This window comes from Caballeronia humi (assembly GCF_001544475.1).
GTDB lineage: Bacteria > Pseudomonadota > Gammaproteobacteria > Burkholderiales > Burkholderiaceae > Caballeronia > Caballeronia humi.
In genome coordinates, this window is record NZ_FCNW02000026.1 from 79528 (window position 1) to 93091 (window position 13564).

Below are 13564 nucleotides of genomic sequence, written 5' to 3' on the forward strand. Positions count from 1 at the left end.
CGCGTATCTCCAGTCTCTGGTTTGAAACAAGCGACGCGCTTCGTTACCGTGCACTTCGAATTGCGGTTCCCGGCGAAGTATCTTTAATTATCAATTTTTTGGTTGAATAAATCGATGAACAAGTTATATCGCGCAGTATGGAACAGCACCACGGGAACGTATGTTGCCGCACCGGAAACAGCAAAGGCAAGCGGCAAAAAAGCCTCGACATGTATTATTAAGGTAATGCTGGGGTCGGTATTTTTAATCGGAAGTGGAACGGCTTTCGCCAATGGGCTCTTTAACGACAACTCGGATGCGTCGTGTACGTCTGTTAATGCCTGGAATGCTAATGACGTACTCAAGTATGACAATGTGAGTTGCGGAATCTCTCTTGGGAGCACTGGGGGGACTGCCAATTGGGCCAATGCAAGCATCGATAACTTTATCGCGAATTCGAAGGGTGCTTTTGTTTATGGCGGCCTCGAGGTGTTTGGCACCGGTGTCGCGGCAGGGAGTCCGGCCGCCTACATTCATGGTGGGTTAAGTCTGTTCAGCAATGGCACGACCTCGGGCACCACGAACAAGCTGATTGGTCTGGCCGCCGGTACGGCGCCGACGGATGCCGTCAACTTGAGCCAGTTGAACGGAGCGGAGAAGTATTTCCACGTGAATTCCATCGGAGCCAATTCATCGGCGACCGGCACGGACTCGATCGGGATCGGGCCCAATGCCAAGGCAAGCAATAACTATGCGGTCGCAATGGGCTCGAACACCGCTGCAACTGGTGTTCAGGCGACTGCACTCGGTTCCAATGCGTCGGCGGGTGGTTCGTTTTCGACCGCCGTCGGCAACTACGCGTCCGCAGCTGGAGATGCTGCGACGGTAGTCGGTTACAGTGCGACCGCGAGCGGAGAGCATGCGATTGCGCTGGGCGGTTGGTCTACCGCTGCCGGCGCAGAGAGCGTGGCGCTTGGCAGAAGCGCATCTGCTGCCGCAGGCGCAACGAAGGGGGTTGCTCTCGGACAGTCCGCCAATGTGACGGCGGCCAACTCGGTGGCGCTCGGCGCCGATTCGACCACCTCGGCCAATTTGACCGCCGCTGGCTACAAGCCGGGCGCAACGGCCGTGTCGGGCGTTGCGTCTGCTGCTAACGGCGAAGTGTCGGTGGGTTCGTCGGGCAACGAACGCCGCGTGACGAACATCGCGGCGGGCGCCGCTGCCACGGACGCAGTCAACGTGAGCCAGTTGCAATCGGAAGCCGCGAATGTGGACGCGCTTGGCACGAGCACGGCCTCGGCGCTGGGCGGTGGTGCAGCTTACAACTCCGGCACGGGCGCAATCGCGAAACCGACATACACGATCGGCGGCAAGACGTACAACGACGTCGGCACGGCGCTGGTGGCAGCAGAAGGCGCTTCGGCCGATGCGGTGAAGTACGACTCCGCCGCTCACGACAGCGTCACGCTGGGCAACGCCGGAACCCCGGTGCAAGTGACCAACGTAAAGGCAGGCGCACTCGACGCCACCAGCAAGGATGCAGTGAACGGTTCGCAATTGTTCGCCACGAACGAACAAGTCGCAGCCAACACCGGTGACATCACCTCGATCAACTCGACCGTTAGCACCATCGACGGCCGTGTGACCCAGAACACCACCGATATCAGCACCATCAGCGGCTCGCTGGCCGATGCGGTGAAGTACGACTCCGCCGCTCACGACAGCGTCACGCTCGGCAATGCCGGCACTCCGGTGCAAGTGACCAACGTAAAGGCAGGCGCACTCGACGCCACCAGCAAGGATGCAGTGAACGGCTCGCAATTGTTCGCCACGAACGAGCAAGTCGCAGCCAACACCGGTGACATCACCACGATCAACTCGACCGTTAGCGCCATCGACGGCCGTGTGACTCAGAACACCACTGATATCAGCACCATCAACACCACCATCAGCACCATCAACGGCTCGCTGGCCGATGCGGTGCAGTACGACTCCGCCGCTCACGACAGCATCACGCTCGGCAACGCCGGCACTCCGGTGCAAGTGACCAACGTGAAGGCCGGCGCACTTAACGCCACCAGCAAGGACGCAGTGAACGGCTCGCAACTGTTCGCCACGAACGAGCAGCTCGCCACCAACACGGACGACATCGCAGACATCACCAACAACCTGAACAACGGTTCGCTTGGTCTGGTGCAGCAGGATCAGGCGACCCGCAACATTTCCGTTGCCAGGGATACCGATGGCAATCGAGTCGACTTCACCGGAACCACCGGCACGCGCGAATTGCTCGGCGTTTCGGCAGGCACGACGATGTCCTCGGCGATCAATCTGAGCCAGTTGCAACCGGTGGTAGCCGGTCTCGGCGGCGGCGCCACGGTGAACCCGGATGGCTCGGTGACCGGTCCGACGTATTCAGTCCAAGGGAACACGCAGACGGATGTCGGTTCAGCTCTGAATGCGCTGGATTCGGGCCTCACAAGCCTCAGCGACAAAGTGAACGGCACGGATCTGGGTCTCGTCGCTCAAGACGGAACGACGCGTGACATCACCATCGGTGCGAAGACCGATGGCGCGGCGCTCAATGTCGCAGGCACGGCGGGTAATCGTAAAGTGACCGGTGTGGCGAACGGCCACATCGCGGCGGCCAGCGTCGACGCGATTAACGGATCGCAACTTGCTGCCGTATCGACCAGCGTCGTGAATGCGATTGGCGGCGGCTCGGTGTTGAACAGCGACGGCTCAATCAGCCTGCCGACTTTCAACGTGGGCGGCACGACGACTCATAACATTGGTGATGCGCTGACCAGCATCGATGGCCGCGTAACGCAAAGCATGACGGAGATCACCAATCTCAAGACCACGGTCAACAACCAGGGCACCGGCGCCGGTTCTCCGAACGCGGTCTCCTACGATACGGAAGCCCACGCCAAAGTGACGTTTGGAAAGGACGGCACGCCGACCTCGCTGACAAACGTCGCGGACGGTACGCTCTCGGCTGCGAGCACGGACGCGGTGAACGGCCGTCAACTGTTCGCGACCAACACCAAGGTCGAGGAACTGGGCGAAGCGATCCGCAACGTGAGCACGACCGGCAGCACCGCCACCGGGTTCGGCCCGAGCGTGGGCGGCGAGGCGCCCGTCGCCATTGCAACGGGTGGCGGCAGCATTGCCATCGGCGATGGTGCAAACAGTTCTGGCGACAACGCGGTGTCGATCGGAAGCGGTTCCGCCGCCTCGGCCGAAAACTCCGTGGCGCTGGGTGCCCACTCGGTCGCCGATCAGCCGAACACGGTTTCGATCGGTTCAGATGGCAACGAGCGCCGTTTGACGAACGTCGCGCCCGGCATCAACGGGACCGACGCAGTCAACATGAACCAGCTTCAGTCCGGGATGGGCGAAGTAGCGCGCAATGGCTACAGCGGCGTCGCTGCAGCGACCGCGCTGTCGATGATCCCGGAAGTCGATGCCGACAAGACGCTGTCCGTCGGTTTCGGGTACGGTTCCTACAAGGGCTATTCGGCAGGAGCTTTCGGTGGCACGGCACGTGTGACGAAGAACCTGAAGCTGCGCGCCGGTGCAGGTTGGGGTTCGGGCGGCAAGACCGTTGGCACAGGCGGTTCGTACCAGTGGTAATCCGGTTGCTACCGGCCGGCCCGCAGCAAGCTTCGGCGAACTGCAGGCCGTCCCGGAATAAAGCTCGATTTGCGGAATTCCGCCTTGAAGAGCGAGTCGACGTCTAGCTGCTTAGCGTCGAACAAAAAGCGGGTCTTCTTCCGAAGAACCCGCTTTTTTTTGCACTGCGATACCGCAGCGAATCAGCGCTCCTTCACCTCTTTCAGCACCTTCTCGACGATCTGATCCGGCGTCATCGCGATATCCGCCTCGATTGCCTCATCCTCGCTTGGCGGCTCAAGCGTATCAAGCTGGCTCTTCAGCAGCGACGGATCGAAGAAATGCCCCTTGCGCTCGCCCAGCCGCTCGCGCAGCAGTTCCGGCGTGCCGTGCAGATACACGAACGTCACATCCCGATCGCCCGCGCGCAGGATGTCCCGATACGAGCGCTTCAGCGACGAGCACGTGAACACCGCCGTCTCCCCCGCGCGCTGCTTGTCTTCGATCGCCGCGCGGATCGTCTTGAGCCAGGGCCAGCGGTCGTCGTCCGTCAGCGGGATGCCGTTGTGCATCTTCTCCTTGTTCGCGGCGCTGTGGAACGTGTCGCCATCGGTAAAGGGGCAGTTCAGCCGTTCAGCCAGCATTTCGCCAATCAGCGACTTGCCGCAGCCCGACACGCCCATCGCGATCAATATCATCGAAGTCTCCTTACAGGATCGCCGCGAGTGCGAAAACCAATCCCAGGCCCATGACAGAGATGATCGTCTCGCACAGCGACCACGTCTTGAACGTCTGGCCGACAGTCATCCCGAAATACTCTTTGATCAGCCAGAAGCCACCATCGTTCACGTGCGAGAAGATGAGCGAGCCGGCTCCTGTTGCCAGCACCAGCAACTCGGGCTTCACGCCGCCGCCCGCGGCCGCCGCGATCGGCGCGACGATGCCGCATGCAGTTGTCATCGCGACCGTCGCGGAGCCCGTCGCCAGGCGGATCAGCGCGGCGACGAACCACCCGAGCAACAGCGGCGACAAATTCGCCTGCGACGCCGACGCGACGATCTGCTGCGAAATACCGCTTTCGCGCAGGATGTTGCCGAAGCCCCCGCCCGCGCCCACGATCAGCGTGATGCCCGCGATCGGCGCGAGACAGTCGCCGCAGAACTTCTGGATCTGCGCGCGATTGAAGCCGCGCGCCGCACCGAACGTGTAGAAGCTGACCAGCACGGCGATCAGGAGCGCGATATCCGACGAACCGACGAAGCGCAGCAGGTCGTTGGGCAGCGTCTTCGGCGTGAAGACGAGGTCGGCCCAGCTTCCCACCAGCATCAGAATCACCGGCAGCAGGATCGTAAACAGCGTCACGCCGAAGCTCGGCAGGTCGCGCTTCGCGCCTTCCGTATGCGTTTCGACGAACTGCTCCGCGAGCGGATTGTTTGCCGGCAGCTTGATGGACTTGTGGATCAGGAGCGCGAAAAGCGGACCGGCGACGATCGCCGTCGGTATACCAACGATCAGACCATACGCAATCGTCTTTCCGATATCGGCGTGATACGCCTGCACGGCAAGCAGCGCGGCCGGATGCGGCGGGATCAGGCCGTGCACGACCGAGAGGCCTGCGACCATCGGCAGGCCGATCAGCAGCAGCGACTTGCCCGTGCGTTTCGCGACGTTGAACGCGATAGGAATCAGCAGCACGAAGCCGACCTCGAAGAACACCGGCAAGCCGACGATGATCGCGACGACCATCATCGCCCAGTGAATGTTCTTCTCGCCGAAGAGGTGGATGAGCGTATTCGCGACGCGCTCGGCGCCGCCCGATTCCGCCATCATCTTGCCAAGCATCGTGCCGAGACCCACCACCACCGCGATGTGCCCCAGCGTATTACCGTTGCCGGTTTCGAACGCCTTGACGATCTTGTCGATCGGCATGCCGACGGCGAGGCCGAGCAGCAGTGAAACGATCAGAAGAACGAGGAACGGATAGACCCTGTAACGTGTGATCAGCAGGATCAGCAATGCGATCGCGATGACCGCATAGACGAGCAGCATGCTGCCGTGGACAGCTTCCATGAAGCGCCTCCTTTAGTTTTGTTGATGTTTATCGCTACGGGTGCGTTTGCTGTCGCCTGATTGCTGGTTTAACGGCGTTCAGCAAGCGCTCACGTGGCGCCGAAGTTTTCGGATTTTACTTGTAAGGTGCCGATTTGCGGCGCGTCCCCGCGGGTCGATCGGCAGTCTCCGGTCCCAACTACGAAGTTGCTACCACCTACAAAAAAAAGCCTCCGAAACACTGGGTCTCAGAGGCTTTCGCAGTTACACCGCGCGATCAGGCCGGCGCCGCCAGCGTGCTCGCCGCGCGCGCGAGACGCGTCACTTCTTCCCAGTTCTGCGCCGAAAGCGCCGCCTTCGGCGTCAGCCACGAACCGCCGACACAGACCACGTTCGGCTGCGCGAGGAAGCTCGTCGCGGTTTCCGCGGTGATGCCGCCGGTCGGGCAGAACTTGAGCGTCGGGAACGGGCCATAGAATGCCTGCAGCATCGGAATGCCGCCCGCCTGCTGCGCCGGGAAAAACTTGACGATCTCGTAGCCGAGTTCGAGTGCGTGAATGATGTCGGTCGGAGTCATCACGCCGGGCAAGAGCGGCAGGCCAGCGTCCTGCGCGGCCTTGTGCATGTCCTTCGTGAGTCCCGGTGACACGCCGAACTGCGCGCCCGCCTTCTTCGCCTGCGCGCAGTGCTCGGGCTTCGTGATCGTGCCGACGCCAACGACGATGTCGTCCGCAAGCTGACTCGCACGCTCGATCGCGGCGATGCCCGCCGCCGTGCGCAACGTGATTTCGAGCACCTTGACGCCGCCCGCGTGCAACGCGCGCGACACGTTTTCACCCTGCTCGACTGAATCGAATGCCAGCACCGGAATCACCGGGCCCAGACGCACGATTTCGCTTACCGTTTTCATTTGATGCGACTCCTGTCTTGTGCGGCGCTTGGGTTTTTAGTCCGCGAGTTGTCTCTCAGGTCCTACGCTGCCGCCGCTTCAGTGCGTGGCATGCGAAACGTGCGTCGATGGCGCATGGTGCGGTGCGTGCGACGTGTGCGTCTCGCCGACCATCGCGCCGAACACCGACGCGCCCTGCTCCGCCGGCAATGCCGCGCTGCGGAATACGCCGAACAACTCGCGGCCAAAGCCCACTTCGTTGTCCGCCTGATGCCGCGGCGCCTCGACGACGCGCGCCGCCCATTGCTTCGAATCGATTTCGATGTCGAGGACGCCCGCCTGCGCGTCGATGACGATCGTGTCGCCGGTGCGCACCTTGCCCAGCGGCCCCTGCAACAGCGCTTCCGGCGAGACGTGGATCACGGCCGGCACCTTGCCCGACGCGCCCGACATCCGCCCATCGGTGACGAGCGCGACGTGGAAGCCCTGATCCTGCAACACGCCAAGAAGCGGCGTCAATCGATGCAACTCCGGCATGCCGTTCGCCCGCGCGCCCTGAAAGCGCACGATCGCGACGAAATCGCGCTTCAGTTCGCCCTTGTCGAACGCTTCCTGCACTTCTTCCTGCGAATTGAAGACAATGGCCGGCGCCTTCACCACGCGATGCTCCGGCGCCACCGCCGAGATCTTGATCACGCCGCGGCCGAGCTTGCCCTGCATCAGGCGCAAGCCGCCGTCCGGCGCGAACGGCTCTTCGATGCTGCGCAGCACTTTCGTGTCGTGGCTTTCCGGCGGGCCGTCGACCCATTGCAGCTTGCCGTCGATGAGCTTCGGTTCCTGAGTGTAGTGCGTGAGCCCCGGGCCCGCGACGGTTTTCACGTCTTCATGCAGCAGCCCCGCTTCGAGCAGGTTGCGCACGAGGAACGCAACGCCGCCCGCCGCGTGGAAATGATTCACGTCGGCCTTGCCGTTCGGGTAGATCTTGGCCAGGAGCGGCACGGCTTGCGAGAGTTCGTCGAAGTCGTTCCAGTCGATCACGATGCCCGCCGCCCGCGCGATCGCCACCAGATGCAGCGTGTGATTGGTCGAGCCGCCCGTCGCCAGCAGCGCGACGATACCGTTCACGATCGCCTTTTCATCGACGACATGGCCGATCGGCGTGTAATTACCGCGCTCGGCCGTGAGTTCGAGCACGCGCTTCGCGGCCTCTGCGGTCAGCGCATCGCGCAACGGCGTGTGCGGGTGCACGAACGCCGAACTCGGCAGATGCAGGCCCATCACTTCCATCAACATCTGGTTGCTGTTCGCCGTGCCGTAGAACGTGCACGTGCCGTGGCTGTGATACGCCGCCGATTCCGCTTCGAGCAACGCACCGCGATCGCACTGGCCGGTCGCGAACTGCTGGCGGACTTTCGCCTTGTCGTCGTTGGTCAGGCCGCTCGTCATCGGGCCGGCCGGGATGAAGATCGTCGGCAAGTGGCCGAACTGCAACGCGCCGATCAACAGACCCGGCACGATCTTGTCGCAGATGCCCAGGCACAGCGCCGCGTCGAACATGTTGTGCGTGAGCGCGACGGCCGTGCTCATCGCGATCACTTCGCGCGAGAAGAGTGACAGTTCCATGCCGGCGTTGCCCTGCGTGATGCCGTCGCACATCGCCGGGACGCCACCCGCGAATTGCGCGACACCGCCGCTTTCGCGCGCCGCCTGCTTGATGATGTCGGGGTAGTTCTTGTACGGCGCGTGCGCCGAGAGCATCTCGTTGTACGACGACACGATGCCGATGTTCGGCTCGCGCACCGCCTTGATCGCGAACTTTTCCTGGCCTTCGAGGCCGGCGAAACCGTGCGCCAGATTTGCGCACGAGAGCGCGCCGCGCGCCGGAAACTGACCGTGCGCGCCGTCGATGCGCGCCAGATAAGCCGCACGCGTCGGCTTGCTGCGTTCGATCACGCGGTCGGTGACCTTTTTCAATTGCGGATGCGGGGAAACCATCGAAACTCCTTCGCCTCGCTGCGGGGGACGGGCCGTCGAGGTGTTTGGGTTGAACGTCGCGGGGATCGGCAGTTGTGTTGCGTTTTGTCTCCGTGCCGAGTGACCCGATGTTAGTAGAAAAACTACACGTTTGCAACGAGCTTTTGCCGTTCGACGTTAAGCGTTTGCTTAGGCAGCGATCCTTTATAGGCAAGCTAATCAGGGAAATCCCTGATCTGCGTGCCATCGTTTTATGTAGTATTTGTACATGACTGGACATCGGCTATAGTCCACGCAATTTCCAGCATAGGCGAGATTCCCGATGTTGCTGTCCCAAGTCGAAACAATGCGCGAACAATTACGGCCGTCCGAGCGCAAGCTGGCCGACTACGTCCTCGAAGCGCCACGCGAAGTCATGGACCTCGCGATGACCGATTTCGCGGCGCGCGTCGGCGTCAGCCAGCCGACGATCGCGCGGTTCTGCCGGGCGCTCGGATTCTCGGGTTTTCGCGAGTTCAAGATCCGCCTTGCACAAAGCGTCGCAGGAGACGTGCCCACCGTCTATCGCGACGTGCGCACGGACGAGCCGGCGTCCGGCGTCGCGGCGAAAGTGCTCGACCGGACGATCGGCGCGCTGATCCAGGTTCGTAACAGCCTGTCGACGGACAGCGTCGCGGCGGCGATCGCGCTCTTGAGCGAGGCGCGGCGTATCGAGTTTTATGGTGCAGGCGGCTCCGGCATCGCCGCGCTCGACGTACAGCACAAGTTTTTCCGGCTCGGGGTGCCGTCGGTGGCTTATTCCGATCCGCATACGTACACGACCTCGGCGGCGCTGCTCGGCGCGGGGGATGTGGTCGTCGCGATTTCCAACACGGGGCGCACGAAGGACATCCTCGACGCCTGCGCCTCGGCGCAGGCGGGCGGCGCGCAAGTGATCGCGATCACGCACGGCACTTCGCCGCTGGCGCGCATGGCGAACGTCGGCTTGTTCGCCAACGTCGACGAAGACACCGACATCTTTTCCCCGATGACCTCGCGCGTCTCGCATCTCGCGATCGGCGATATCCTGGCCGTGGGGGTGGCGCTCGCGCGCGGGCCCCAGTTGGCGGAGAAGCTGAAGCAGGCGAAGGACGTGTTGAATCGGCGGAGGGTGGGGAGTTGAGGGTCAGAACTGGCGGGAAACCGAACACGCCGATCACGAACGCCGCGCGTTAAAACTCGACGCACAAAAAAGAAAGCGGGCTCTTCCGAAGAAGAGCCCGCTTTTTTGTGTGAAGCGATGCCGTAGTTGCCGTTCCGTCCGTCGCGGCCGACTCTCGCGAATCGACCGGTGGGCCGGATCGGCCGTCAGAGACAGCGCGCCTAGGCGCGCTGTCTGACTTTCAAGCTACGAAATTACCACTGGTACGCTGCGCCTGCGCCAACCGTCGTACCTTGGGAGCTCCAGCCTGCACCAACGCGAACCTTGATGTTCTGCGTGATACGTGCCGTGCCGCCCAGCGCTGCAGCGGAATAGCCCTTGTAGGTACCGTAGCCCACGCCAACCGACAGCGTCTTGTTCGCATCGACGTCCGGAATCATCGTCAGCGCCGTGGCGGCAGCAATACCGCTGTAGGCGTTGCGACTCACATCGCCCAGGCCCGACTTGAGCTGGTTGACGTTGACTGCGTCGGTCCCGTTCACGCCGGAAGCCACGTTCGTCACGCGACGTTCGGCACCTTCCGAACCCACCGAGACCGTGTTCGGCTGGTCAGCAACGGAGTTCGAACCCAGTGCGACGGAATTGTCGCCCGTGGCTTGCGAACCCTTGCCAAGTGCAACCGAACCCTCGCCACCGGCGCTCGAACCACCGCCGATCGAAACGCCGTCCTTGCCCGATGTGTCTGCACCGTGACCGAGTGCAATGCCACCCGAGCCCGTGGCAGTCGCCACCGGAGGCGTACCGTCCTCATTCGGAGCGATAGCCAGACCCGTCGTGCCAGTCGTGCTCACGTTGCGGATAGCGTCGCCAAGTTCATCGACCTTGGTGTTGGTCGCGAACAACTGGCGGCCATTCACTGCGTCGAGGCTATCAGCCGACAACATTCCGTCGGCCACGTTCGCCAGGGAAGTCGGCGTACCTGCATTGCCGAGCGTCACCTTGTCGTGCGTGTCCGTGTCGTACGCAACGGCGTTCGGCGTACCACCCGGCTTGCCCCCTGTCACGTTGTTGATCGTGGTCTTCAGGTTGGTGATTTCCGTCGTGTTCAGCGTCACGCGGTCGTCGATGTTGCTGAGCGCATCGCCAACGTTGTGGGTCGTCGTTCCGCCCACGACAAACGTCGGAAGACTGATCGAACCATCGCTGTTCACCTTCGAACCGCCGCCGAGCGCATTGGCAACACTCGTCGAAACTCCCGACAGTTGCGAACCGTTGATCGCATCGAAGCTGGTTGCGCTGACATCACCATTCGCTACGCCGGTGACCTTGCGATTACCCGCAGTGCCAGCGACGTTGACGATCGAACCGTCGGTCTTCGCACCCACCGTGATGTCACGCGACGTCGGGTCCTGAACAACCAGACCGATTCCGGACGCATTGACCTGATCCTTCAGGGTGTTGATGCCCGTATCCAGCGACGAAAGCGCGGTGCCTACGTCCGTCTGGGTTCCACCCTGAACGTTGTAGGTCGGCCCGGTGACCGAACCATCGGTGTTCACCTTCGCTCCGCCACCAAGCGCTGTGACCACCGGCTTCAACTGACCCACCGTTGCAGCCGACGTTTCGCCAGTGCCGTTTGCCACGCCCGTGAGTTCGCGCGCACCAGCCGTGCCTGCGAAGTTCACATGCGAACCGTCGAGGGTCTTGGCAACGGTGATGTCCTTCGTTGCTGCATCCTGTACGACCAGTCCGTCGCCGCCGCCGCCACTGCCGACAGCTGCATTCAACTGCGCAACGTTCACCGCGTCGGTATCAGCCGTACCCTTCGCCACGTTGACGATCTTGCGCTCGGAACCCTTCGCGCCAACCGAAACCACGTTGCTCTGCGAACCGTCGCTACCCGCGCCCAGCACTACGCTGTTGTTGCCCGATGCCATCACGTCGTGACCGAGGACGAACGTACCCGTGCCAGTAACCGAGTTTCCGTTACCGAGGGCAACGTTCTTCGAGTTGTTGATGAAGTTCTTCTCACCAATTGCGATCGAGCCAACGGTGCCATCGCCACCAATCGACGACTCGTGACCGATCGCGATGGAAGAAGCGGCTTCGGACACAGAGTGATCGCCGATGGCGAGCGCATGTGCGTTGATCGCCTGTGCGTTCACACCGATTGCTACGGCGTTGGTCCCGTTGGTCAGCGATGCGCTGCCGATACCGACGGAGTTCACGCCACCCACCAGGATATTCGAGCCGATCGCTACACCGTTGTTGGCGTTCGCGTGCGTGTTCAGACCGATTGCGATCGAATCGGTGCCAACCGCCTCGATCTGGTTCGCCTTGTCGGTCGGACCGGATGCAATCAACTGCTCAGGCGCCAGGCTCGACGGTGCCAGACGGGCCAAGCGCGAGGAGGATTGCGCGAGAGCCGTCGTAGCTTGCTGGCTAAGCGTCTGCAACTGCGCCGTTTGCGAACTCAACATCGTCTGGACCTGACCGAGGTTGACTGCGTCGTTATTTCCGGTCGCGTTGGCGACGTTCACGATACGGCGCTGCTTGAACTGCGAGCCCACTGCGACGGTGTTGTCTTCCCGTGCGTCCGAACCGATACCGATTGCAACCGAGTTCTTGCCAGTCGCACGCGAATCAGCACCAAGAGCCAACGCACCGGCGTTATTCGCGAATGCGTTGCCGCCAATCGCCACGGCGTTCGTGCCCGAAGCCTGCGCGACCTGCGCTTCCGTACCATCGTTGGCCAAAGCTGCGCCAAACTTGATGTACTTCAGCTTCGGTGCAATCTCCGCGATTCCGTCGGTAGCCTTCTGCAATTGCTTCAGGTTGACCGCGTCGGTCCCGGCCGTTGCGTCGGCGACGTTGTGCAACTGCGTTCCGGCCGTACCACCGCCGAGCGTGACCGACGTCTTGCTCGGACCGTCGTACGCAACGAATGCGTTCGTCACCGTGCCGTTCGTGTCGGTCTTCAGGCCCGCATCCTTCAACTGCTTCAGGTTGACAGCTTCCATGTCGGCTGCACCAGCCTTCACGTTTGCCAGCGTCGTGCCGGCCGTGCCGCCTGCCAGCGTGACCTTGCCCTTCGTCGAGTCGTCGTATGCAACGAATGCGTTCGTCACGTTGCCGCTCGTACCGACCGTCAGGCCTGCATCCTTCAACTGCTTCAGGTTGACAGCTTCCATGTCGGCTGCACCAGCCTTCACGTTCGCCAGCGTCGTACCAGTCGTACCGCCTGCCAGCGTGACCTTGCCCTTCGTCGAGTCGTCGTATGCGACGAATGCGTTCGTCACCGTGCCGTTCGTGTCGGTCTTCAGGCCCGCATCCTTCAACTGCTTCAGGTTGACGGCATCCGCGTCAGCCGTACCTGCCAGGACTTGGTGGATCTGCGCACCAGCCGTGCCGACACCCAGCGTCACCGAGTTCTTGGCGGCGTTGTCGTATGCAACGAATGCGTTCGTCACAGTGCCGTTCGTGTCGGTCGTCAGGCCTGCATCCTTCAACTGCTTCAGGTTGACAGCTTCCATGTCGGCAGCACCTGCCTTCACGTTCGCCAGCGTCGTACCGGCCGTGCCGCCTGCCAGCGTGACCTTACCCTTCGTCGAGTCGTCATATGCAACGAAGGCGTTCGTCACGTTGCCGCTCGTACCGACCGTCAGGCCTGCATCCTTCAACTGCTTCAGGTTGACAGCTTCCATGTCGGCAGCACCTGCCTTCACGTTCGCCAATGTCGTGCCGGCCGTACCGCCTGCCAGCGTGACCTTGCCCTTCGTCGAGTCGTCATATGCAACGAAGGCGTTCGTCACGTTGCCGCTCGTATCCGTCTTCAGGCCTGCATCCTTCAACTGCTTCAGGTTGACGGCATCTGCGTCAGCCGTACCTGCCAGGACTTGGTGGATCTGCGCACCAGC

7 protein-coding genes are annotated in these 13564 nt (G+C 62.2%); 2 read left to right on the forward strand and 5 right to left on the reverse strand.

Annotated features, from left to right (window positions below):
- Nucleotides 1-102 precede the first annotated feature (102 nt).
- Complete coding sequence (locus AWB65_RS21670; RefSeq protein WP_125474165.1) at nt 103-3615, forward strand: ESPR-type extended signal peptide-containing protein; 3513 nt, start codon at nt 103-105, stop codon at nt 3613-3615.
- A gap of 182 nt (nt 3616-3797) precedes the next feature.
- Here AWB65_RS21670 and AWB65_RS21675 read toward each other — a convergent pair whose 3' ends face one another.
- From AWB65_RS21675 to edd, 4 genes are all read right to left on the reverse strand, one after another.
- The gene (locus AWB65_RS21675; protein ID WP_087669093.1) at nt 3798-4292 is read right to left on the reverse strand and encodes a gluconokinase; all 495 of its coding nucleotides are present in this window, start codon (nt 4290-4292) and stop codon (nt 3798-3800) included.
- 10 nt (nt 4293-4302) lie between these two features.
- A complete protein-coding gene (locus AWB65_RS21680; RefSeq protein ID WP_087669094.1) occupies nt 4303-5664 on the reverse strand; it encodes a GntT/GntP/DsdX family permease in 1362 nt (453 codons plus the stop codon).
- Between the two features lie 256 nt (nt 5665-5920).
- Nucleotides 5921-6553, reverse strand: a complete 633-nt coding sequence (gene eda / locus AWB65_RS21685; protein ID WP_087669095.1) for a bifunctional 4-hydroxy-2-oxoglutarate aldolase/2-dehydro-3-deoxy-phosphogluconate aldolase — start codon at nt 6551-6553, stop codon at nt 5921-5923.
- 78 nt (nt 6554-6631) lie between these two features.
- The gene (gene edd / locus AWB65_RS21690; protein WP_087669096.1) at nt 6632-8527 is read right to left on the reverse strand and encodes a phosphogluconate dehydratase; all 1896 of its coding nucleotides are present in this window, start codon (nt 8525-8527) and stop codon (nt 6632-6634) included.
- Nucleotides 8528-8828: 301 nt separating this feature from the next.
- Between edd and AWB65_RS21695 the strand changes: the two genes are divergently transcribed.
- Nucleotides 8829-9668 carry a MurR/RpiR family transcriptional regulator gene (locus AWB65_RS21695; protein WP_087669097.1) on the forward strand — a complete coding sequence of 280 codons (840 nt, stop codon included), beginning with the start codon at nt 8829-8831 and terminating at the stop codon, nt 9666-9668.
- A gap of 233 nt (nt 9669-9901) precedes the next feature.
- Here the strand turns inward: AWB65_RS21695 and AWB65_RS21700 are convergent.
- Nucleotides 9902-13564 (reverse strand): YadA family autotransporter adhesin (locus AWB65_RS21700; protein WP_200821758.1); only part of this gene is annotated, 3663 nt, incomplete at its 5' end.